This window comes from Streptomyces sp. CNP082 (assembly GCF_059570535.1).
Genome location: NZ_JCANSZ010000001.1, coordinates 281,707 through 304,172, shown reverse-complemented (window position 1 = coordinate 304,172; position 22,466 = coordinate 281,707). Strand labels below are relative to the sequence as shown.

21 protein-coding genes and 5 tRNA genes are annotated in these 22,466 nt (G+C 73.7%); 14 read left to right on the top strand and 12 right to left on the bottom strand.

The genetic code is table 11. The features are described from left to right. Positions 1-91 precede the first annotated feature (91 nt). From B124_RS01315 to B124_RS01300, 4 genes are all read left to right on the top strand, one after another. Positions 92-346, top strand: coding sequence for a DUF8836 family protein (locus B124_RS01315; RefSeq protein WP_496500706.1), 255 nt, complete (start codon positions 92-94; stop codon positions 344-346). 184 nt (positions 347-530) lie between these two features. Then, positions 531-737, top strand: a complete 207-nt coding sequence (locus B124_RS01310; protein WP_496500705.1) for a hypothetical protein — start codon at positions 531-533, stop codon at positions 735-737. Between the two features lie 265 nt (positions 738-1,002). Continuing rightward, a complete protein-coding gene (locus B124_RS01305; protein ID WP_496500704.1) occupies positions 1,003-2,172 on the top strand; it encodes a phosphotransferase family protein in 1,170 nt (389 codons plus the stop codon). 66 nt (positions 2,173-2,238) lie between these two features. Continuing rightward, positions 2,239-2,520, top strand: coding sequence for a TFIIB-type zinc ribbon-containing protein (locus B124_RS01300; RefSeq protein ID WP_496500703.1), 282 nt, complete (start codon positions 2,239-2,241; stop codon positions 2,518-2,520). 101 nt (positions 2,521-2,621) lie between these two features. Here the strand turns inward: B124_RS01300 and B124_RS01295 are convergent. The 6 genes from B124_RS01295 to B124_RS01270 form a co-directional block, all read right to left on the bottom strand. Continuing rightward, positions 2,622-2,693, bottom strand: a tRNA-Val gene (locus B124_RS01295). Positions 2,694-2,845: 152 nt separating this feature from the next. After that, positions 2,846-3,991 carry a S1 family peptidase gene (locus tag B124_RS01290; RefSeq protein WP_496500702.1) on the bottom strand — a complete coding sequence of 382 codons (1,146 nt, stop codon included), beginning with the start codon at positions 3,989-3,991 and terminating at the stop codon, positions 2,846-2,848. Positions 3,992-4,201: 210 nt separating this feature from the next. Continuing rightward, positions 4,202-5,416, bottom strand: coding sequence for a GNAT family N-acetyltransferase (locus tag B124_RS01285; protein WP_496500765.1), 1,215 nt, complete (start codon positions 5,414-5,416; stop codon positions 4,202-4,204). A 156-nt stretch (positions 5,417-5,572) separates the two neighbouring features. After that, positions 5,573-5,647: transfer RNA gene (locus tag B124_RS01280), tRNA-Val, on the bottom strand. A gap of 1 nt (position 5,648) precedes the next feature. Further along, positions 5,649-5,719 (bottom strand) — tRNA-Cys (locus tag B124_RS01275). 26 nt (positions 5,720-5,745) lie between these two features. Then, positions 5,746-5,818, bottom strand: a tRNA-Gly gene (locus B124_RS01270). 256 nt (positions 5,819-6,074) lie between these two features. Between B124_RS01270 and B124_RS01265 the strand changes: the two genes are divergently transcribed. The 3 genes from B124_RS01265 to B124_RS01255 all read left to right on the top strand — a co-directional run bounded on the left by B124_RS01265 (position 6,075) and on the right by B124_RS01255 (position 8,911). Further along, entirely contained in the window at positions 6,075-7,175 is a 1,101-nt protein-coding gene (locus B124_RS01265; protein ID WP_496500701.1) for a chorismate-binding protein, read from the top strand. Next, entirely contained in the window at positions 7,172-8,011 is an 840-nt protein-coding gene (locus B124_RS01260; RefSeq protein WP_496500700.1) for an aminotransferase class IV, read from the top strand. The genes B124_RS01265 and B124_RS01260 overlap by 4 nt, the downstream gene beginning before the upstream one ends. Positions 8,012-8,080: 69 nt before the next feature. After that, positions 8,081-8,911 (top strand): GNAT family N-acetyltransferase, encoded by an 831-nt coding sequence (locus B124_RS01255; protein WP_496500699.1) that lies wholly within the window; start codon positions 8,081-8,083, stop codon positions 8,909-8,911. A gap of 236 nt (positions 8,912-9,147) precedes the next feature. Here the strand turns inward: B124_RS01255 and B124_RS01250 are convergent, their stop codons facing one another. Beyond that, the gene (locus tag B124_RS01250) at positions 9,148-9,660 is read right to left on the bottom strand and encodes a DsbA family protein (protein ID WP_496500698.1); all 513 of its coding nucleotides are present in this window, start codon (positions 9,658-9,660) and stop codon (positions 9,148-9,150) included. Between the two features lie 128 nt (positions 9,661-9,788). Here B124_RS01250 and B124_RS01245 point away from each other — a divergent pair, with 128 nt between their 5' ends. Further along, positions 9,789-10,265, top strand: coding sequence for a hypothetical protein (locus B124_RS01245; RefSeq protein WP_496500697.1), 477 nt, complete (start codon positions 9,789-9,791; stop codon positions 10,263-10,265). A gap of 152 nt (positions 10,266-10,417) precedes the next feature. Further along, the gene (locus tag B124_RS01240) at positions 10,418-10,570 is read left to right on the top strand and encodes a hypothetical protein (protein ID WP_496500696.1); all 153 of its coding nucleotides are present in this window, start codon (positions 10,418-10,420) and stop codon (positions 10,568-10,570) included. Here the strand turns inward: B124_RS01240 and B124_RS01235 are convergent. After that, a complete protein-coding gene (locus B124_RS01235; RefSeq protein WP_496500695.1) occupies positions 10,560-11,210 on the bottom strand; it encodes a CGNR zinc finger domain-containing protein in 651 nt (216 codons plus the stop codon). The two genes, B124_RS01240 and B124_RS01235, sit on opposite strands and share 11 nt — an antisense overlap. 175 nt (positions 11,211-11,385) lie before the next feature. Beyond that, entirely contained in the window at positions 11,386-11,799 is a 414-nt protein-coding gene (locus B124_RS01230; protein ID WP_018836768.1) for an SsgA family sporulation/cell division regulator, read from the bottom strand. 387 nt (positions 11,800-12,186) lie between these two features. Between B124_RS01230 and B124_RS01225 the strand changes: the two genes are divergently transcribed. Further along, positions 12,187-12,258, top strand: a tRNA-Val gene (locus B124_RS01225). A gap of 59 nt (positions 12,259-12,317) precedes the next feature. Here the strand turns inward: B124_RS01225 and B124_RS01220 are convergent. After that, on the bottom strand, positions 12,318-13,046 hold the full coding sequence (locus B124_RS01220) for an exonuclease domain-containing protein (protein WP_496500694.1): 729 nt from the start codon (positions 13,044-13,046) through the stop codon (positions 12,318-12,320). Between the two features lie 544 nt (positions 13,047-13,590). Between B124_RS01220 and B124_RS01215 the strand changes: the two genes are divergently transcribed. The 3 genes from B124_RS01215 to B124_RS01205 all read left to right on the top strand — a co-directional run bounded on the left by B124_RS01215 (position 13,591) and on the right by B124_RS01205 (position 17,463). Beyond that, a complete protein-coding gene (locus tag B124_RS01215; RefSeq protein ID WP_496500693.1) occupies positions 13,591-14,751 on the top strand; it encodes a hypothetical protein in 1,161 nt (386 codons plus the stop codon). A gap of 113 nt (positions 14,752-14,864) precedes the next feature. Further along, on the top strand, positions 14,865-16,847 hold the full coding sequence (thrS, locus tag B124_RS01210; protein WP_496500692.1) for a threonine--tRNA ligase: 1,983 nt from the start codon (positions 14,865-14,867) through the stop codon (positions 16,845-16,847). Between the two features lie 55 nt (positions 16,848-16,902). Further along, a complete protein-coding gene (locus tag B124_RS01205) occupies positions 16,903-17,463 on the top strand; it encodes an HIT family protein (RefSeq protein WP_496500691.1) in 561 nt (186 codons plus the stop codon). A gap of 74 nt (positions 17,464-17,537) precedes the next feature. Here B124_RS01205 and B124_RS01200 read toward each other — a convergent pair whose 3' ends face one another. Beyond that, complete coding sequence (locus B124_RS01200; protein WP_496500690.1) at positions 17,538-19,199, bottom strand: AbeC-like domain-containing protein; 1,662 nt, start codon at positions 19,197-19,199, stop codon at positions 17,538-17,540. Positions 19,200-19,291: 92 nt separating this feature from the next. Beyond that, the gene (locus tag B124_RS01195; protein WP_496500689.1) at positions 19,292-21,490 is read right to left on the bottom strand and encodes an elongation factor G-like protein EF-G2; all 2,199 of its coding nucleotides are present in this window, start codon (positions 21,488-21,490) and stop codon (positions 19,292-19,294) included. A gap of 252 nt (positions 21,491-21,742) precedes the next feature. Here B124_RS01195 and pgsA point away from each other — a divergent pair, with 252 nt between their 5' ends. Then, a complete protein-coding gene (gene pgsA, locus B124_RS01190; protein WP_496500688.1) occupies positions 21,743-22,465 on the top strand; it encodes a phosphatidylinositol phosphate synthase in 723 nt (240 codons plus the stop codon). Position 22,466: the final 1 nt, after the last annotated feature.

The window sequence follows — 22,466 nt, the reverse complement described above, 5'->3', positions numbered from 1 at the left end:
CCGTGCGGCGGGCCGAATTGTCAGTCCCAGGTGGGATCCTGGAGATATGGCCGGGCCCAAGTGCGGCCCCGAGGAAGGGGGATGCGGGACGGTGAAGGGCGATCGAGTGGAGATAGTCGTGGACGCGGGGGACACGACGCGGACGTACCAGGTGGTGGCCTCGCGCGCCGGCCGGAGGGTCGAGACGTCGGTGCGCCGGGGCGTGGTGGAGGTGAGCGAGGTGACGCGCAGCGGGTCGGTGGTGCGCACGGCGCGGTTCATGGCCAACAGGGTGCTCGCCCTGGTGGAGCATCCCGTGCCGCGGACGGACGTCGAGGTCCCCCTCCGGGAAGACCCTGGGACGTAGTACGCGGTCTCCACCCATGGGAGTAGCGACTTCTCGCCGCAGTCATCCTCCGGGAGGCCAGGCAATCAGTACGCGGGCATGACGCCCGGTGCCGATCATTTCCCTAATGTTGTCGTCAAGCGGCGGGCGCAGCACTCGTCCCCCGAGGTCGGACGCCCGCCGCCCCAACACAGGAGTGGGAGCAATGGAGAGGACAGCGGAGCACACCGCACGGCCCAAGGCCGTCGCCGGGGCGCTCGCCGCGTTCGGCGCACAGCCGTCGGAGCGCCGGCACCCGCTGGTCGCCCTCGCCATGGTCCTGCCCCTGGCGATCGTCCTCACCGTCGTCTTCGGCGGCTGGGAGGCGGTCATCACACATGCGTCGTCCGTGGCCGGAATGATGGAGCGTTAGCTCCGTCAGGCCCGGGAGAGCGGCCCGGGCCGGGGACAGCCGGCTCAGCCCCGTGGGGACGGGGGTGCGGCGGACGGACGTGTCAGCCCGGGCGTCTGGGGAGACGCCCGGGCTACGCGTTTTCCGGGCTGGCCGGCCGCGGCGCCTTCGCCGTACGGCACCACACCGGTCCCGTACGGGCACCGTGCCCGCGCACTCACCGCCCCGCGCACCGGTCCCGTCACGTTCATGCAGGCCGCCGCGGTACGGGGCCTAGGATGACCCGGTGCGCGCACGCCTCGTCGACCGGCTGGCGGAGCTGAGCCGGGGCACCGGCGAGCCCGCGGTGATCGTCGACCGCCCGGACGTCACCGTCGTACGCAGCGGGGGCACCGTACTCAAGGCCCACGCCGCGCGCCTGGACCCCGCCGCCCTGGCCGCCCGGCTGCGCGTGGCCGCGCACCCGCTGCTCGCCGGCATCCTGCTGGCGCCGCTCGGCGAGCTGACCGGCCCCGTCGAGGGCCGGCGTGTGAGCCGCTGGCCGTACGGAGCCACGGTGGCGCCGGACGCCCCGGAGGCGGCGCCGTGGCGGGAGGCGGGGCGCTTGGCGGCCCGGCTGCACGCGGTACCGGCGGACCGGCTGCCGGGCCCGCTGCCGCCGATGTCCGGCCCGGCGAACGCGGCCCGCGCCGTCACGGCCCTCCGCACGACGCTCACGCCCCCCGAGCCCGTGCCTCCCGCGTCCGCCGCGTTCCCCGCGTCTGCCGCGTCCGCTGTGTTCCCCGCGTCCGCCGCGTCCATGGAACCCGCGCTCCCGGACCCCGGCCCGGCGCCGGAGCGCATACCCGGCGCCGCCCGGGCCGTTCCGCCCTCCGCCCCCGCCACCGGCCCCCTGCCCGTCTCCGCCACCCTCGCCGCGCAGGCCCCGCCCGGCCGCACCCCGGCCGCCGCGCTCGTCCTTCAGGCCTGGGAACGGCTGCCCGCCTGGGCCCGCGACGAGGAGCCGCGCGCACAGCCCCGCTCCCTCCTCTGCCACGGCGACCTCCACCTCGGCCAACTCGTGCGCCACCCCGCCCCCGACGGGGACTGGCACCTCATCGACGTGGACGACCTCGGCCTCGGCGAGCCCGCCTGGGACCTCGCCCGCCCCGCCGCCGGCTACGCCACCGGTCTCATCCCCGCCGCCGACTGGGCCGCCTTCCTCGCCGGCTACCGCGAGGCCGGCGGCCCCGCCGTCGCCCCCGGCGACGGCCTGTGGCCGCCGGAGGTCGACATTCCGGCCCGTACCCTCACCGTCCAGCTCGCCGCCCGCGCCCTCGTGGACGGCGCGACCGGCGTGCGCCCCCTCGACGACACCGACCACGACCTGCTCGCCGCCTGCGCCCGGATCGCCGCGGCGGGGGACGGGCCGGGGGACGGACCGGGGGCCGGGACGCGTCCGGGCGGCACGTCGTAGGCTGTGCAGCCATGGCCGCCGTCCGTCATCCGTGGCGGCGGGAGAACTGAGGAGTTGAGGGCGACCATGCAGTGTCCCAAGTGCCGTGCGCCGATGCAGACGTACAACCGCAACGGCGTGCAGATCGAGCAGTGCAGCGGGTGCCGGGGGATCTTTCTCGACTACGGCGAGCTGGAGACCCTGACGCGACTCGAGTCCCAGTGGGCACAGCAGGCCCCGCCGCCTCCGCCGCCGGCCGCCCAGGGCTACCCGCAGCAGGGTCCGGGCTGGGGCGGTGGCCACCACAGCGGCCACGGCCACTACGGGCACCGCAAGGGCGGCTTCTCCCGGATGCTGTTCTCGTCCTGACCCGGTCGTGTGCCCTCCGCGGAGGGCACACGACCGCATGGCAAAGGGCCGGAGCGCATTGCTCCGGCCCGCTGTCGTGGCGCTGTGCTGTCATCGTGCTGTGCGCGGTACTGGGATTGAACCAGTGACCTCTTCCGTGTCAGGGAAGCGCTCTCCCGCTGAGCTAACCGCGCGCGGTTTCTGCGGCTAGATACTTCCACGCGCCGACCGCCATCGCAAGTCCATGATCATCATGCGGCCGGAACGCCCGTGCCACCCGCCGGCGGGCGGCTGGCACGGGCGGGCGGTCACCGGCGGGGGACCGGTGACCGGGGGTGCGGTCGCGCTAGGCGGTGTGCAGCGTCAGCCCGTAGCGGCCGAGGATCTCGTTGACCGGCTGGTACCAGGTCTCGCCGCCGCTGCTGCAGTTGCCCCAGCCGCCGGACGTGACGCCCTGCGCCTGGTCGCCGCTGATGAACGAGCCGCCCGAGTCGCCGGGTTCGGCGCAGACGCTGGTCTTCGTGAGCTGGTGCACCACGGCGCCGCCGCTGTAGTTGACCGTCTCGTTCTTGGCCAGCAGCCTGCCGCAGTGCCAGTGGGTGGTGGAGCCGGAGCGGCAGATGGAGGCGCCCACCGGGGCCTCCGCGGAGCCGCGGACGAGCTGGTCGGGCACGGTGCCCCAGCCGAGGACAACGGGCACGGTCCACCAGCCGCTGCCGACGCTGACCCAGGCGTAGTCGTTGTCGGGGAACGACGAGCCCTGGAAGGTGCCGATGTACGAGCGGTCCCAGCCGTACACCGCCGCGCCCCCGCCGCCGCAGTGTCCCGCGGTGACGAAGCCGCCGTGCACCGAGAAGCCGATGGAGCAGCGGACGTTGCCGGTGTAGTACGGGTCCCCGCCGACGGTTCCGGCGGCGAAGGTACTGGGCGCCTCGGCGACCGTTCCGGTCTCGACGGGACCTGCGGCGCGGGCCCGTTCGAGGAACGTGCGGACGGCGGCGTCGTCGCGGCTGCCGGCGACGACGTCGACCCGGACGCTGTTGGCGCGGGCGTCCACCCGCCAACTGGCCACGCCCGCGGGGGCGGAGAGCCCGTCCAGGTGCTTCTTCACGGCGTCCAGCCGCGCGGCGCTGTGCTCGACGACGCGTACGTCCGCGCCCGTCGCCCGTACCGCGTCCGCGCGCCCCTGGCCGGCGACGGCGACGGTGAGACGGCCGCTGTCCGCGTCGAACCAGGAGCCGGCGTAGGCGGCTCCGGCGGCGCGCTCGGCCCTCTTCTCGACCTTGGCTGCCCGGCGTTCGTCAGCCAGCCGCTCCCGGGCCTCGTCGGGCGTCAGGCCCAGGTCCCGCTGGAGCGCGGTCGCCAGGCCGGGGGAGAGCCGCTGCGCGGAGGAGTCCGCGCCGGCGGCGGGGGTGTGGGCGGCGGCGCCGCCCCAGGTGCTTACCAGCAGAAGTGCGGACAGGCCGAGCCCTAATCCGAAGGTGCGTCTCACGATGGCGGACCTTTCTGTCGTTCCCTCATGTCGAGTGGGGGTGGAACACAGGCGGGTGAGAGCGCTCTCAGTCGGTGCGCTGACACCACAGCACGGGCCCGCTTATTTGTCCAGACCTTTCGCGCGGACGAAAGGCGGCCGCCCGGCCCGTACGGGACCGTGCGACCGCCTTCAACCGCCTGGGGGCGTACGCCGGTTCGGCGTGCCGCGTCAGAACTCCTCGACCGTGTGCGGCAGCAGCGGCGTGCGCAGCGCGGCGTCGAGCGCGTCGGCCGCGCCCGCGGTGTGCTCGGCCGCCAGGCCGGCGCGGACGGCGGCGGAGAGGGTGGTGCCGCCGAGGTAGGCGGCGGACAGGTCGCGTACGTCCACGGTGAGGTCCGGCGCGGCGTCGGCGCTCTCGTACGCGGCCGTGGTGCCGGGTGCGACGGTGAGCCGGTACGTGCCCGCGTTGGCCGGCGCCGCGGTGTCGGTCACCGCGAGCACGACGTCCGCCGCGGCGGCCCAGGAGCGGCGCCGCAGGGCCTCGCCGACGTCGGTCAGCCGCACCCACAGCGCCGGGAACGTGCTCGTGACCCGTACCTGGTCGCGGTCGGCGGCGAAGTGCAGCAGCGGGTCGTCGAGCGGGCGGCCCCAGGCGCGTACCGTGCCGGTCAGGTCCAGGGAGACGAGATAGCCCCACAGGGCGGCGGCCACGGCCGGGGTGTCCGCCTCCAGCTCCTCCAGGCGTACGAGGCCGGGGCTGTCGGGGCGGTCGCCCTCGCCCTTGGTGCGGTAGACGGCGTAGCCGGCGAGCGGGTCGCCGAGGGCGACGACGCGCGGCCGGGAGAAGGAGTCGTCGTCCGGGTCCTGTTCGGCCATCCACTCCTTGGCCCACCACTCCTCGCTGCGCGCCGGGCGGCCGGCGCGCGCCGCGCGGGTGCGGTCGTAGTACGGGGCGAGCAGCGCGGGCGCCACGGCCGGGTCCACCAGCCGCAGGGGCCGCTCGTCGGGGGCGATCCGCAGCCGCAGCGGCTCCCGGGAGTCGATCTCCACGGTCGCGCCGTACGTGCCGGGGCCGAAGCCGAACCGCCCGTAGATGGCGGCCTCCGAGGCCCACAGCGCCGCCATCGGCCACCCCTCGGCCGCGCATCGCGCGAACAGCTCGGCGATCATCCCGGAGAGCACGCCGCGGCGCCGGTGGGTCGGTGCGACCGAGACGAACGTCAGGCTGGGGCAGGGGAGTTCGGCGCCGGGGACGGCCATGGTGAACGGCAGCGTGGCGACCATGCCGACCAGCGTGTCCGCGTCGTACGCGCCGATGCGCAGGCAGCCCGCCAGGAGTTCGTGATGGCGTTTGCGAAGCTCGCCCTCGGGCTTCGCGTGGAAGACCAGATAGGCCAGCTCCTGAGCCCGGTCGATGTCACTTTCGGGTATTTCACGGAACACAATGGCAGCACGGTCGTTCATATTTTGACAGTATCCGTCATGCCCGATCCCTGCACATCGCTTTCGTGTCAGGTCCTGAAGGCGTGCGGCAGCCGCTCGCCAACGACGAAGGCGACCCGTGAGCGCGCGGTGCGCGGGCCCGTGGGTCGCCTTCGGTGGTGGACGATACTGGGATTGAACCAGTGACCTCTTCCGTGTCAGGGAAGCGCTCTCCCGCTGAGCTAATCGTCCGAGGTGGAGACGGGATTTGAACCCGTGTAGACGGCTTTGCAGGCCGTTGCCTCGCCTCTCGGCCACTCCACCAGCGGGGGTCCGTCAGACCCCCATCGAGCGGACGACGAGACTCGAACTCGCGACCCTCACCTTGGCAAGGTGATGCTCTACCAACTGAGCTACGTCCGCCGGTCGTGCTCCGAAGGCGCCGGTGAAGCGCTTCCGGTAGTCATGAACCTTAGCGGATTCCGGGGCCAGCTCAAATTCGGTTTCCCGCACGGGCCGGCCTGATCCCGGCCCTGACGTACCCGGCTGCGCCGGCCCGTACCCTGCCCGTACCCGCACCTGACGCACCCGGCCCGCACCGGCCGTACCCGTACCGGCCGTACCCGCACCCGCCGCACCGGCCCGGCCTGATACCGGCCGGCCGCCATAGACTCGCGACGTGCCCCGCCTCGCCCCGCTCGCCCGCTTCGGCGGTCTCGTCGCCTCCGACCTGCGCGACGTGACCGACGACCCCGCCGCGCTCGACTCCACCGGCTGGTGGGCCGTCGTCGCGGGGTACGAGGGCCGGACGGTGTGCGCGCGCTTCGGTGACGTACGCCCCGACCCGCACCCGCCCGCCGCCCGCGCACACCGCTGGCGCGGCCCCCGCGCCGCCCACTGGACGACCTCGCTCGACCGCGCGGGCTACGTCGCGGGGGTGCACCGCATACGGGAGCACATCGGCGCCGGCGACGTCTACCAGGTCAATCTGTGCCGCATCCTCAGCGCCCCGCTCCCCGGCCCGCGGGTCGGGGCCGCCGCCGACGCCGGTGCCGACGGTGACACAGCCGACGTGGACGCCCTCGCCGCCGTCCTCGCCCGCGGCAACCCCGCCCCGTACGCCGGCGTCGTCCGCCTGCCCGCGCACGGCGTCGAGGTCGCCACCGCCTCGCCCGAGCTGTACCTGCGCCGCACCGGCCGTACCGTCGAGTCCGGCCCCATCAAGGGCACCGGCCGCACCACGGCCGACCTGACCGCGAAGGACCACGCCGAGAACGTCATGATCGTCGACCTCGTGCGCAACGACCTCGGCCGCGTCTGCACCACCGGCTCCGTCACCGTGCCCGCCCTCTGCGCCGTCGAGGAGCACCCCGGCCTCGTCCACCTCGTCTCCGCCGTCCGCGGCGAACTGGCCCCCGGCGCCGGCTGGGCGGAGCTGATCGGCGCCACCTTCCCCGCCGGGTCCATCACCGGCGCGCCCAAGAGCAGCGCGCTGCGCCTCATCGACGAGCTGGAGACCGCGCCCCGCGGGCCGTACTGCGGCGGCGTCGGCTGGGTCGACGCCGACCGCGGCACCGGCGAACTGGCCGTCGGCATCCGGACGTTCTGGATCGACCGCGCCGCGGCCGGCGGCCCCCTGCTGCGCTTCGGCACCGGCGCGGGCATCACCTGGGGCTCGGACCCGGAGAAGGAGTGGCGGGAGACCGAATTGAAGGCGTCGCGGCTGCTCGCGGTAGCGTCGGAGGCGGAAGTCACGAGTGAAGGGACCGTACGCCCATGAAGGTCTGGCTGGACGGCGGGCTGCGCGAGCTGGCCGAGGCACGGGTCTCCGTGTTCGACCACGGCATCACGGTGGGCGACGGCGTCTTCGAGACGCTGAAGGCCACCGGCGGCACCGCCTTCGCCGTCACCCGGCACCTGGAGCGCCTGGCCCGCTCCGCCCGCGGCCTCGGCCTGCCCGAGCCCGACCTCGACGAGGTGCGCCGGGCCTGCGCCGCGGTGCTGGCCGCCGAGCCCGTGCCGCACGGCCGGCTGCGCATCACGTACACCGGCGGCGCCGCCCCCCTGTCCTCCCACCGCAGCGACGCGGACGACGCCCGCCCCACCCTGGTCGCCGCCCTCGCCGCCGCCGAGCCCGGGGCGGACGAGACGGACGTCGTCACCGTGCCCTGGACGCGCAACGAGCGCGGGGCCGTCACCGGCCTGAAGACCACGTCGTACGCGGAGAACGTCGTCGCACTGGCCCGCGCGCACGACGGCGGCGCCAGCGAAGCGCTCTTCGCCAACACCCGCGACCGGCTCTGCGAGGGCACCGGCTCCAACGTCTTCGTCGTCATCGGCGGCGAAGTGCACACCCCGCCGCTCGCCTCCGGCTGCCTGGCCGGGATCACCCGGCAACTGGTCCTGGAATGGACCGGGGCGCAGGAGACCGACCTGCCGTTCTCGGTGCTCGCGGAGGGCGGCGAGGCGGAGGAGGTCTTCCTGACCTCCTCGCTGCGCGACGTCCAGGCCGTACGCCGCCTCGACGGCCGCGAACTGCCCGGGGCCGCCGGGCCGGTCGCGGCGAAGGCGATGCAGGTGTTCGCCGAGCGGTCGGCGGCCGGCATCGACCCGTAGCGACCCCGGGGCCGGGAGCGGGACGCCGAGCAGTGCGAGGACGAGCGGTGCGAGGACGAAGGGGAAGCGATGACGACCCACCTGCGCCCGGCCGGAGCCGAGCGGCGTGAGCCGGACGGCGGCCGTGTGCGCGCATACGCCGTGTGCGTCAACGGCCGCCCGGTCGGCGACGTCGAACTGGCCACCGACCCGCGCCTCGGCCCCGCCGCCGGCCGCGTGCGCGCGCTGCGGATCCGGCTGCCGGAACGCGGTCGCGGTCGCGGCACGGTGGCGGCGCTGGCCGCTGAGGAGGTGCTGCGCGGCTGGGGCTGCCGGGAGGTCCTGCTCAGCCTGGACGCCCGTGCGGACGTCGGCCTCCGGCTCGCGACCGCACTGGGCTACACGGAGACCGGCCGGACACTGGCCAAGGAGCCGGCCGCGCCGCCCGAGCCGCCGCGCGGCTCGGTGGTGCGGCCGATGACGGCGGACGAGTACCCGGCCTGGCGGACCGCGGAGGCGGACGGGTACGCGCAGCGGTGGCTGGAGCAGGGGATGTCACCGGACGAAGCCCGCAGCCGGGCCCGCGCCAACCACGACGACCTGCTGCCCGCGGGCACCGCCACCCCCGACGTGGCGCTGCGCGTCCTGGAGCAGGACGGGGTGCAGGTGGGCACGATCTGGATCGCGCTGCGACCGCGGATCGCCACCGGCGGGTACGTCTACTCGGTGACCGTCGCCCCGGAGCACCGGGGGAGGGGCCACGGGCGCACCCTGATGCGCGCCGCGGAGGGCGAGTGCCTGACCGCGGGGCTGCGCACCGTGGGCCTGCACGTCTTCGCGGGCAACGAGGCCGCGCTGCGCCTGTACGAGTCCCTGGGCTACGGCCCCACGGCCTACCACCTGCGCAAGCCCCTGGTCTGACCGGCCGCGTGCGCGCCGGCCGCGGCGTCGCCCGAGGGCTGCCCGCACACCGCCCGCAACCGGCCGTCCGGATCCGGCTGGGGCCTCAGGGACGCCGCACGCGCCGCGGCTGCCGGCCCCGGCCGCCCGGGCCGTACGACCCGCTCCAGCCCGCGCGGGCCCGCCACGGACCTCGCGTGGGTGCCCGCCCGCCGGCCGGGGCCCCGCGGTGCGCAGCCCGCCCGCCGCGTCCCGGCTCAGTCCGCCGCGGCCAGCAGGCGGTCCGTGATCTCCTCGATCCGCTCCCGCAGCCCCTCCTGGCTCTTGCCGCCGTCCAGGCGCTCACCCCCGACGACGTACGTCGGCGTCCCCGTCACCCCGATCGCCTTGCCCTCCGCGACGTCCGCGTCCACGACCAGGAAGTGCCGCCCGTCCACGAGCGCCGTCTCCACCTCCGCCGCGTCCAGGCCCAGCTCCCGCGCCGCCTCGACCAGCAGCGGCTCGCCCTGCTTCGCGAAGTCCTCCACCCGCGCCAGCACGGCCTGGGCGTACTCCCAGCCCTTGCCCTGCACGGCGGCCTCCTCGGCGGCCTGGGCGCCCGCCATGGCGTGCTGGTGCTTGCCCAGCGGGAAGTGGCGCAGCCGGATGTCGAGCCGGTCCCCGTAGCGCTCCCGCAGCGCGCGCACGTCGGCGAGCGCCGTCCGGCAGTCCGGGCACTGCAGCTCGCACCACACGTCGAGGACGGGCGCGCCGTTCACATCGTTCTCCATGGACGTCAGTCTTCCAGTCCCCGCGGGGCACCGCCGTCTCGGTCCTGCGGACGAGGCGGACCCGGAGATGTCCCCCATGCCGTGCCGCACCATGGCAATCGCGGCGCGTTCCGGTGCACGATGGAAGCATGTTCACCACCACGGTCTGCGCCGCGCTCTCCGCGGCGGGGCTCGCGATCGCGCTGTTGACCGCATACCGGCGAAGGTTCCGGCGGGCGACGAAGATCGCCGCCCTGTCGCTGGTGCCCGTCGGCCTGGCCATGGCGGGGCTTGTCGAGCTCGGCGGCAAGGTCGGCAAGGCCACCGGGGACTGGGCGACGGACCTGGTCTTCAAGCCCTCGGTCTGGGGCGGCTTCGGCGTGCTCGCGGTCGCCGTCGTGCTGTGGGTCGGCCAGCGCCTCGCCGGCGAGCGCGCCAAGCGCAAGGCGGGCGGGGGCGCCGCGGCCCCTGCGGCAGCGCCCTCGGCGTCGCGGCCCGCGCTGGGCGGGGGCAAGGGCGGCAGGTCGCGCGGCTCGGCGCCGGCGGCGTCCGGCCGGAAGGGCTCCGGCGCGGGAGACGAGGACTTCTCCGACATCGAGGCCATCTTGAAGAAGCACGGAATCTGACGCTGCGGCCCCGCCGAACTACCCTGCGCAGCCGCTGAGTCGGTCTCCAACGACAAGAATCGATCATGCACGGCCGATCTTCGTGAACAGGCCGGTATTTCCTGGCGTGTTGCCCACGTGGGTATGCGGGCCTGCGCAATTATCTGCGCGAGATGAACGATCACACGCCCGCACCGCGGCCTCCCGCCCCTGCCGAGCCCCGAGGCTGCCTCTTCGCCCTGTCCCAGCCGCCGTTGATGCTTTTTCTCACCGTCGTGGGCGTGCTGATCTTCGGCACGTCGGTCTACGACCTCATCAGCTGGTGAGCGCCGCCCCGCCGCCTGCCCCGGCAGCCGCCTTCCCGGTCCCCGCCCCTGCCCTCGTCCCTGTCCCCGTCCCGTTTCCGTTCTCGGCCGCCGCCTCCCGCCGCCGTGCGCGGTACGCCGCCACGTGCAGCCGGTTGCCGCAGGTGCGGCTGGAGCAGTAGCGGCGGGAGCGGTTGCGCGAGTAGTCGACGAAGGCCCGGCCGCAGTCCGGCGCCTCGCAGCGGCGCAGCCGCTCACGCTCGCCGGCGACGACGAGGAACGCCAGCGCCATCCCGCCGTCCGCGGCCAGGTGTTCGGCGACGGAGGCGCCCGGGGCGAAGTAGTGCACGTGCCACTCGTAGCCGTCGTGGTCCGTGAGCTGCGGCGTCGTGCCGGCGGCGGCCACGATCGCGTTGAGCCGCTCCGCCGCCGCCCGGTCGTCCGGGGCGGCGAAGACGGCGGAGAGGTCGTTCCGTACGGCCCGCACCGCGGCCACGTCGGAGGTGCAGAGGGCCTCGATCCCGCTGATCCCGTGCTCGTCGGTGAACCCCTGGAGGGCACCCACGTCCACGAGCACGTCCGCGTCCTCGCCCCCGGTGTCGGTGTTCAGCAGCGCTACGACGATGTCGAGCGCGCACCGGGTGTCGTGATTGATCAGCACCGTTCGCTCCCCTGGTCGGGCCGCGTGCTCCCCTGGTCGGTCTGACGCCGACTCTAGCCAAAACGTGACACCGCCGTCGCCCAGAGTGGCACGACGGCGGTGCTGATGCGGTTGTCCGGTCGGGTCCGGCCGTCTCCCCGAGGCTGACGGCTGCGGACGGTGGGGTCGCAGGGGCTCAGCTCTCCGCGAGGATGTGCGAGAGCTCGGTGTCGAGGTCGAAGTGGCGTGGCTCCGTCCCGGGCGGCACGGCTGCGTCCGTGCGCTTCAGGAAGGACTCCAGCGCCCGCGCGGGCGCTTCGAGCAGCGCCTCGCCCTCGGGCGAGCTGAGGGCGATGCAGACGACGCCCTGGCCGTGACTCCTGGATGGCCAGACGCGGACGTCTCCGGTGCCGGTCGGGCGGTGGAGCCCTTCGGCGAGCAGATCGCGGGCGAACACCCATTCGACCGTCTCTTCTGCGCCCGTGTGGAAGGTGGCGTGCACGGCGTAAGGATCCGCGGTGTCGTACCGCAGACCTGCGGGGACAGGCAGGGAAGACTCGCTCGACACAACGAGGCGCAGGTGCAGCTCGCAGCTGACCGTGTGGTTCATAAGCGCCAGGGCCTTTCGCTCAGTGTGCGCTCGGGGATTCGCACGTCGGCGAAGTCGACATGCCACCTACCGGGGCGTTGTAAACCCCTCTGACTGTTTTGTGATGTTTTTCGTAGTTCGTACGGCCTAGTGAGGGTTCTCGGAGCGGGTCCGTTCCGGTGAACTCTCCGGCACGGATAGTTTGGACTCCATGGATGCGGAGAGTAACGAGAACTGGGCGTGCTGTGACGGAGGCGCGCGGGGGTACGTCGGCGAAGGCCGGTGAGCGGCACGCGGGGATGCTCACCTCGGGTACGGGCCGCCCGCGGCGTCTCCGGGTGCGGCTGCGAGTTTGAACAGTGAGCCCACCGCGCGGTATGGTTCTGGCCACGCCACCACGGCGTTCCGGGGCGATTAGCTCAGGGGGAGAGCGCTTCGTTCACACCGAAGAGGTCACTGGTTCGATCCCAGTATCGCCCACCCGGAGAGGGCCGTTCCGCACTGCGCGGGACGGCCCTCACTCGTTCCCCGCGCACCGCTCAGGCCACGGTCGCCAGACCGCTCGTGCGCAACGGCCAGGCCGGGTCGCAGCATTCGTCCGAGCCCGTCTGCGCGAACCACGCCGTCTGGCCGCGCGCCTGGGCGCCGTGCCAGACCGCCTGCCGCGCGTGCAGCTCCGCGGCGCTCAGCTCGCCCAGCCGGTCCGCGTAGCGCTGGCCGATGGCCCGTACGAGACGCAGCGCCGCCGTGGCGTCCGTGCCCGCCTCGTGGGCGCCGGTCAGCTCCACGCCGTAGTGCTCGCACAGGGCGGTCAGGGTGCGGCGGCCCTTGCGGCAGCGGTCGAGGTGCCGGTCCAGCACCAGCGGGTCCAGCACGCACAGCGGTGCGCCGCCGAGGTACTTCGGCAGCGAGGAGGCCCGGTGCCGGCGTAACTCGCGGTCCAGCAGGGACAGATCGTACGGGGCGTTCATCACCACCAGCGGCACATGGCTCGCGCACTGCGCCGCCAGCGCCTTGCCGACCTCCTCCATCACCGGCGCCGGCCAGCGGCCCAGGCGCTGCAGATGCGGCAGCGTCAGCCCGTGGACCGCCGTGGCCGCCGCCGGGACCTCCACGTCGGGGCAGACGAGCCACGACGTACAGCGCGGCGGCGAGGTGATGTGAGGCTGCACGACGACGGCTGCGGAGAGTATCCGGTCGCGCTCCACGTCCACGCCGGTGGTCTCAGTGTCGAAGGCCGCGAGCGGCCCCTCGTACCAGAGCGTCATCAGCCCCAACTCCCTGGACTTTTACGGGTAGTGGAGGGCAGGCCCACCCACCCGGTGATACCCGCAACACCCCCCGTTCGAACAATGGTTGTTTGGCGGAGAGTCAGCGCGGTGACAACAGAGAGTGAGGGCCGGGCGCGTCTCGGCCGCCCGTGGCAGGGCCGGCCCCCGTCCGCTACCGACAGCGCGTGGAAGGCAGTTGGGCCATGGCCCTCACCCGGCCGGAACCGGGCGGCCCGCTCCCCGAGCGGGCCGCCGCGCGGCGCACCGCCCCCGCCGTGGCGGCGCGTACGCAGACGCGGCAGACCGGCCGCCCGCGCGCGGTCGTTGCCGCTGCCGGCTGCACCCTCACGCAGCCCTTCCCCGGCAGCGGCACCGACCGGCGCGCCGGCTTACAGGCCGCGCACGCGCGGCCGGAACCGCGGCGCTGCCGCCACCGGGCCGCTCCGGCCCGCCGCGCTCCGGCCCGCCGCGCCGTGCGCCTCGTCGACGGCCGCGCGCGCCGCGGGAACGCGCCGCGGGCCGGCAGGGGAGGGAGACCCTGATGCACCGGCAGCCCCCCGAGCCCGACCCCGACCACACCGACCCCGCCGTGCTCGGCGCCCTCCTCGCCCGCCATGGCTGGCGCCGGCACGGCGGTTCCACCGGGCGGTACGCGCGCTTCACCCCGCCTGGCGCCGCGCCGGGCGGCGCCGGCGTCCTCGTACCGTCCGACCGCGCCTTCCCCGACTGCACCGACCTCCTCGCCGACGCCCTCGCCGCGCTGGCCCGCAGCCCCGAGCCGTCCGCCCCCCTCGTGCTCACCGCCCTGGCCGTCCCCAGCGACGAGGTGAGCTGGGAGTACGGCGCCGAGCGGCGTGCCGGGCCCGCGCGGTGGGCCGACGCCGAGCGGCTGTCCGCCGCCGCCCGCGCCATGCTGCTGGCCGGCGCGCTCGCCGCCCGCCGCCCCGCGGGGTTCCACGGCGCCCGGCTGCGCCCGCAGGCCGCGCGGGACGTCGACGAGACCCTGCTCGGCCCCGGCGCCCACGCCGCCCGGCTCACCGCCTTCGTCCCCGCGCCGGCGCGGCGATCGGTCACCACCGCCCTGCTCCGCGCCCTGCGCGGCACCCGCGACGCGCTGGACCACCAGCGCACCACCGGCAGCATGGACGCCTTCGACGGCGCCGTCGGACTCGGTGTGTGCCACGAGCTGGCCGAGGCCCTGACCGCGCTCGTGCGCGGCACGCAGGGCGTGCGCATCACCCTGGCCTGGGCCCCCGCGCACCCGCCGCCGGAGGGCTTCGCCGCCGTCCCCGAGGCGGTGGAGTTCACCCCCGGCGATATCCCGGCCCTGCAGCAGGCCGCCGTGCGCTACCGGCACCGGGAGCCCTCCCTCCCGGTCCGGCTCACCGCAGCCGTCATCCGGCTCAGCCGGTCGGCAGCCGCCGGCCCGGGCCGGGTGCGGCTGCGGGTGCTCGCGGGCGCGGACGTCACCGAGGTGCGCACGTCGCTCGACGAGGAGGCGTACCGCGTCGCGGGTGAGGCGCACCTGGCCGGCGTGCCGGTGCGGCTCAGCGGCCGGCTGGAGAGCCGCGGCGGCTTCCGGCGGCTGACCGGGGCCTCGGGGGTGCGGCCCGTACCGGTGGAGGACGCCCGGCGGGACCGGCCGCCGCAGGCGCCGCACGGGCACCCGGACCTCCTCGACGAGGCGTACGGCGACGGCTGAGGGCGCCGGCCTGCGCACGCGACGCCCGATTTCGCCGTGCGCCCCCCGGGCTCGGTACGATTCACGCCGGTGCCGCCGCCCGCGCGGCACCCGTTCCCAGCGAAGGAGTCCCCGTGTCCGACGTCCGTGTGATCATCAGCCGCGATGCCGCCCAGCGGGAAGAGCGCGTGGTCACGACGGGCACGACGGCCGCCGACCTCTTCCCCGGCCAGCGCACAGTGATCGCCGCCCGCGTCGCCGGGGTGCTGAAGGACCTCGCGTACGAGGTCGCCGACGGCGACATCGTCGAGCCGGTGGAGATCGACAGCCCCGACGGCCTGGACATCCTGCGCCACTCCACCGCCCACGTCATGGCCCAGGCCGTGCAGGAGCTGTTCCCCGAGGCCAAGCTCGGCATCGGCCCGCCCATCAAGGACGGCTTCTACTACGACTTCGACGTCGCCGAGCCCTTCCACCCCGACGACCTCAAGCGCGTCGAGAAGAAGATGCAGGAGATCGTCAAGCGCGGCCAGCGCTTCTCGCGCCGCGTCACCACCGACGCCGACGCCCGCGAGGAGCTGGCCGCCGAGCCGTACAAGCTGGAGCTGATCGGCCTGAAGGGCAGCGCCGCCGACGCCGCGGAGGGCGCCTCCGCGGAGGTCGGCGCCGGCGAGCTGACGATCTACGACAACCTCGACGCCAAGACCGGCGAGCTGTGCTGGAAGGACCTCTGCCGCGGCCCGCACCTGCCGACGACGCGGATGATCCCCGCCTTCAAGCTGATGCGCTCCGCCGCCGCGTACTGGCGCGGCAGCGAGAAGAACCCGCAGCTCCAGCGGATCTACGGCACCGCCTGGCCGTCGAAGGACGAGCTGAAGGCGCACCTGGAGTTCCTGGCCGAGGCCGAGAAGCGCGACCACCGCAAGCTCGGCACCGAACTGGACCTCTTCTCCATCCCCGAGGACATCGGTTCGGGCCTCGCCGTCTTCCACCCCAAGGGGGGCGTGGTACGCCGCACGATGGAGGACTACTCGCGCCGGCGGCACGAGGAGTCGGGCTACGAGTTCGTCTACACCCCGCACGCGACGAAGGGAAAGCTCTTCGAGAAGTCGGGCCACCTGGACTGGTACGCCGACGGCATGTACCCGCCCATGCAGCTCGACGAGGGCCAGGACTACTACCTCAAGCCCATGAACTGCCCCATGCACAACCTGATCTTCGACGCCCGCGGGCGCTCGTACCGCGAGCTGCCGCTGCGCCTCTTCGAGTTCGGGACCGTCTACCGGTACGAGAAGTCCGGCGTCGTGCACGGCCTGACCCGGGCCCGGGGCTTCACCCAGGACGACGCGCACATCTACTGCACCAAGGAGCAGATGGCAGGCGAGCTGGACTCGCTGCTGACCTTCGTGCTCAACCTGCTGCGCGACTACGGCCTGGAGGACTTCTACCTGGAGCTGTCGACCAAGGATCCGGAGAAGTCCATCGGCTCCGACGAGGTCTGGGAGGAGGCGACCGAGATCCTGCGCGAGGCCGCCGGCAAGCAGGGCCTCCAACTGGTCATGGACCCGGGCGGGGCGGCGTTCTACGGGCCGAAGATCTCGGTGCAGGCCAAGGACGCCATCGGCAGGACGTGGCAGATGTCCACGATCCAGGTCGACTTCAACCTGCCGGAGCGTTTCGACCTGCAGTACACCGCGGCCGACGGCTCGCGGCAGCGGCCGGTGATGATCCACCGCGCGCTGTTCGGGAGCATCGAGCGGTTCTTCGCCGTCCTGCTGGAGCACTACGCGGGCGCCTTCCCGGCGTGGCTGGCGCCGGTGCAGGTCGTCGGGATCCCGATCGGCGACGACCACGTGCCGTATCTGCAGGAGGTCGCGGCGAAGATGCGGGCCCGCGGGCTGCGCGTCGAGGTGGACTCCTCGTCCGACCGGATGCAGAAGAAGATCCGCAACGCCCAGAAGGCCAAGGTCCCGTACATGCTCATCGCGGGCGACGACGACATGGCCAAGGGCGCCGTCTCGTTCCGTTACCGCAGCGGCGAGCAGAACAACGGCGTGCCGATCGACGAGGCGATCGACGAGGTGGCCCGCGCGGTCGCGGAGCGCGCCGGGGCGTGAGCCGGCGCGGGCCGGGCCCGGGCCCCTCGGCCCGGTCCGCGCGGTCGTACGCCATATGCTGCTGGGCATGACCAGTGAGCCGGAGCAGCAGCTCGGGGTCGGCACCCCGGATCAGTTCCAGCGGCTGTGGACGCCGCACCGCATGGCGTACATCCAGGGGGAGAACAAACCCACCGGCACCGCGGCCGGCGAGGGGTGCCCGTTCTGTGCGGTCCCGGAGAAGTCCGACGAGGATGGGCTGATCCTCGCCCGCGGCACGCAGGTCTACGCGGTCCTGAACCTGTATCCCTACAATTCCGGGCACCTCATGACCGTCCCGTACCGGCACGTCGCGGACTACACCGAGCTGACCGACGACGAGACCGCGGAGCTGGCGGCCTACACCAAGCGCGCGATGACCGCCCTGCGCGCCGCGTCCGGGGCCCAGGGGTTCAACCTCGGCATGAACCAGGGCCTCGTCGCGGGCGCCGGCATCGCCGCGCATCTGCACCAGCACGTGGTGCCGCGGTGGGGCGGGGACACCAACTTCATGCCCGTCATCGGCCACACCAAGGTGCTTCCGCAGTTGCTGGCGGACACCCGCGCGATGCTCGCGGACGCCTGGCCCCGGGACTGACCCCGCCGGCGCTGCGCGGTGGCCGCGTGCCCGTCCGGCGGGCCGCGGGCCGCAGCGCCGCGGGGCGCACGCCGTCAGCCGTCGTACACGTCCGCCCGCCGGGGCTCCGCGCTCTGCACCATCCCGCTGAGCGCCATCGACCGGGCGCCGAAGCTCGTCGTGTCCACGTTGTTGTCCTCCAGCACCCGCAGCGCGGCCTGGTGGACGACCCGCAGCACCGGCGTCGCCGCGCGCAGCGCGTCGTCCGCCATGAAGCGGTGCCGCCAGGGCTTGTCCGCCCACACGTGCCGCAGCCCGAAGGGCTCGGGGAGCTTGAGCTTGCCGCCCAAGTAGTCGAGCAGCGGCGGATACCAGGTGAACGGCGCCCGCACGGCCAGCCGCACCACCTCGGGGGCGCGGACCAGGGGCAGCGGCTTCTCCTTGGTCTCCCAGAACTTCATGCCGCTGACCGTCTTGGTCTCGCGGCTGGGCTTGCTGGTGAACAGCGGGTGCACCGGGCCCAGCGCGTGCCCCGTGACCTCGATGCGCAGCGTCTGGTGCAGCACGGTCACCGAGACCAGCAGCGTGATGACCAACTGGCCGTCCCAGAGCGTGAACTGCACGCCCAGATAGTGCCGGTTGCCCGCGTCGAACTGCTGCTCGTTGCAGATCCGCTGGACCTCGAAGTCCCGTACGGAATAGCCGTCGACGATCGCGCCGCCGGGCCGGGCGACCTCGCCCGCGCCCTCGCCTATCGGCGCGACGATCCAGTGCTTTATCGCCGGCGCCGGGAAGCCGCCGGTGTGCAGCGGGGTGCGCTCCAGCATGCGCAGTTGGTCGTGCACCGCCCTGACGACGTCCCAGCTGCGGAACGGGTGGATCTCGCTGCCGGACTCCTTCGGCTTGAGGTCCTCCGCCAGGTGCCAGGCACCCCAGCGGGTGCCCATGCCGAGTATCCCCTTGGGGCCGGCGTAGAAGACGACGTTGCTGTGCTGCTCCGCCGACAGCTTCGCCAGGCCCAGGCGCAGCCGCTCGGCGCTGGCCTCGCCGGGGTTGCTCGGCACCGCCTCCGGGATCTTGGCGCCGACTCCGCCGCCGGAGAGCAGCGCCGACCAGTGCTCGCGCAGGCCCTTGGCGTACTTCTCGCAGATCCGGCTCGCCCAGAACCAGCCGATGACCGGCGCGACCAGCAGGCCGCGCAGATAGATGCCGAGCAGGCCGTTGAGCGGCAGCGTGATGAAGGCGTAGACGGCGGCGAGGCCGATGATGGCCAGCAGGACGTACCCCACCGCGCCGACGCGCTTGTCCGACGCCCCGGCCAGGGTGCGGCGGAGCTGGAAGAGGCCGAGCCAGAGCAGCACCCCGGGCAGGAAGAGCAGCCCGAAGACGCCCATCACGACGGTCAGCCGGGTGTCGCGCTCCTTGCGGTAGCGGTTGGCGGCCAGGCAGTGCTCCAGCACCGCCTGCGGCTCCGTACCGAAGGACTGGATGAGGGGCTTGCGCCCGTCGGCGAGCATCCGCACGGTGACGGCGCGCGCGAACGCCTCGCCCAGGTTCGGCTCGAAGAGCGAGAACCTGCCCTTCTTGAAGTCCGACTTGCTCCAGTCGTTGTTGGCGTCGAGCAGCTTGGTGACGGCGCTGTCGCGGTACGCCGTGGAGGCGAGCGCGTGTGTGGCGGCCGTCTGACCCTGGGCGCCGGAGAGCGGCACCTGTGCGCGCGGGGCGAAGTCGAACTCCAGCCCCTCAGAACCTGCCACTGCCGCCCCCAACGCCACACGTCCGCCCCGGTGATGGGGCCAGGCCCGCGGGCTGCGGGCCCGACCACCAATGTGCCCCAGCCTAGCCGCGGTCAACCGTCGTGGGACTGCCGATCACGGATCCGCGCCGCCAACTGCTGCGGCATCGGCTCGTGCCGGGCGTACGCCCGGTCGAACCGGCCGGTGCCGTGCGACAGGGAGCGCAGATCCACCGCGTACCTGCCGATCTCGAACTCCGGCACCTCGGCGCGTACCAGCGTCCGGCCGCCGCCCGCCTGCTCGGTGCCGACCACCCGGCCGCGCCGGCCGGACAGGTCGCTCATCACCGGGCCCACGTACTCGTCCGCGACCAGCACGCTGATCTCGGCGACCGGCTCCAGCAGATGGATCTGCACCTGCGCCGCGGCCTCCCGCAGCGCCAGCGCGCCGGCCGTCTGGAACGCGGCGTCGGAGGAGTCCACCGAGTGCGCCTTGCCGTCGACGAGCGTCACCCGCACGTCGACCAGCGGATAGCCCGTGGCCACGCCCCTGACGGCCTGGGCGCGTACGCCCTTCTCCACCGAGGGGATGAACTGCCGCGGCACCGCGCCGCCGACGACCTTGTCCACGAACTCGACGCCCGAGCCCTCCGGCAGCGGCTCGACCTCGATGTCGCAGATGGCGTACTGCCCGTGGCCGCCGGACTGCTTGACGTGGCGCCCGCGGGCCGCCGACCGGCCCGAGAACGTCTCGCGCAGCGACACCTTGTGCGCCACCGAGTCGACCTGCACGCCGTAGCGCGTGCGCAGCCGCTCCAGCGCCACGTCGCGGTGCGCCTCGCCCAGGCACCACAGCACCAACTGCCGGGTCGAGGCGTTCTGCTCCAGCCGCATCGTCGGGTCCTCGGCGCACAGCCGCGCCAGGCCCTGCGACAGCTTGTCCTCGTCCTGCTTGGTGTGCGCCTCGATGGCCACCGGCAGCAGCGGGTCGGGCATCACCCACGGAGCCATCAGCAGCGGCTCCTCCTTGGCCGAGACGGTGTCGCCGGTCTCCGCGCCGTTCAGCTTGCCGACGCAGGCGATGTCGCCGGCGATCGCCGCGTCCAGCGGGCGCTGCAGCTTGCCGAACGGGGCGGTCAGCGAGCCGATCCGCTCGTCGGTGTCGTGGTCCTCGTGCCCGCGGTCCTGCAGGCCGTGTCCCGAGACGTGCACCGTCTGGTCGGGGCGCAGCGTGCCGGAGAAGACGCGCAGCAGCGACAGCCTGCCGATGTACGGGTCCGAGGACGTTCTGACCACCTCGGCGGCCAGCGGCCCGGCCGGGTCGCAGGCCAGCCCCGCGCGTTCCTCGCCGCGCACGGTGGTGACGTCGGGGATCCGCCGCTCCGGCGGGGTGGGGAAGCCGCCGTTGATCAGCTCCAGCAGCTCGACCGTGCCCAGCCCCTGCGTGCCGCCGTCCACGGCGGGCGCGGCGGCCAGCACCGGGTGGAACACCCCCCGCGCGACGGCCTTCTCCAGGTCCTGTACGAGCGTCTTGACCTCGACGTCCTCGCCGCCGAGGTAGCGGTCCATGAGGGACTCGTCCTCGCTCTCGGAGATGATGCCCTCGATGAGCCGGTTCCGTGCCTCGTCGATCAGCGACAGCTCTTCCGGGCGCGGCGGTCTGTCCTCGCGGGCGCCGGAGGTGTAGTCGAAGACGCGCTGCGTGAGCAGGCCGAGCAGCCCGTGTACGGGCGCGTGGCCGTCCGCCGCCGTCGCGCCGAGCAGCGGCAGATAGAGCGGCAGCACGGCGTCGGGGTCGTCGCCGCCGAACGCCTCCTGGCAGGTCTGCGTCATCTGTGCGAAGTCGGCTCTGGCTGCGTCCAGGTGCGTGACGACGATCGCCCGCGGCATCCCGACCGCCGCGCACTCCTCCCAGAGCATCCGGGTCGCACCGTCCACGCCGTCCGCGGCCGAGACGACGAAAAGGGCCGCGTCCGCCGCTCGCAGACCGGCCCGCAGCTCCCCGACGAAATCCGCGTAGCCGGGGGTGTCCAACAGATTGATCTTGATGCCGTCCCACTCGACCGGGACCAGTGAGAGCTGCACAGAACGCTGCTGGCGCTGTTCGATCTCGTCGTAGTCGGAAACGCAGCCGCCGTCCTCGACCCGGCCGGCCCGGGTGAGCGCCCCCGTGGTCAGCGCCAGTGCCTCCACCAGCGTCGTCTTGCCGGATCCGCTATGGCCGACCAGCGCCACGTTCCGAATGTCGGAGGGCCGGGCGGCCGCCGCTGCCCTGCCGGCGGCTCCGGGGTGTGCGTTTGCTTTGTCACCCATGTGTCTCGCCTCCGTCTGACACGTGCGGTGCATTCGAGCTTTGCACCGCGGTCAGACCCCGTCCATAGCACGGACGGCTTCGGAGTGACGCACCCCCGGTCACCGGCGTACGGGCCCGGCGGACGACCGGTATACGGCCGGCGCGGCTTCGCCCGGGCGCTGGCTACGATGGCTGCGCTACGTTGAGCGACTTCCACCGACGAGTCCCCCGGCCAGCCGCGGGGCCCGCCGACCGGCAACTTTGGGACGGCCATGCTGAACAAGTACGCGCGTGCGATCTTCACGCGTGTCTTCGCACCGATCGCCGCGATGCTGCTGCGCCGCGGCGTGAGCCCCGACACCGTCACCCTCGTGGGCACCCTCGGGGTGATGGCGGGCGCCTTGGCCTTCTTCCCCCGCGGGGAGTTCTTCTGGGGCACGGTGATCATCACCCTCTTCGTCTTCTCCGACCTGATCGACGGCACCATGGCCCGGCAGTCCGGCCGCTCCAGCCGCTGGGGCGCGTTCCTGGACTCGACGCTCGACCGGGCGGCGGACTCCGCCGTCTTCGGCGGCATCGCGCTCTGGTACGCGGGCGACGGCGACGACCTGACGATGTGCGCGGTGGCGATCTTCTGCCTGGCCGGCGGCCAGGTCGTGTCGTACACCAAGGCGCGCGGCGAGAGCATCGGGCTGCCGGTCAAGGTCAGCGGCCTGATGGAGCGGGCCGACCGGCTGGTGCTCACCCTGGTCCTCACCGGTTTCGCGGGCATGGAGCGCACCTTCGGCATCCCGCACATCGACATCCTGCTGCCCATCGCGCTGTGGGCGGTCGCCGCGGGCAGCGCCGTCACGCTCGGCCAGCGGATGGTCACCGTGCACCGGGAGGCCGCCGAGAAGGACGCCGCCGACCCCCTGCCGCCGCCCGCGCCGCGCGGCGGCCCACGGCCACCCTCGGCAGGCGCAGGCGCGCCCGCGGACCAGGAGCGCGCGTGAA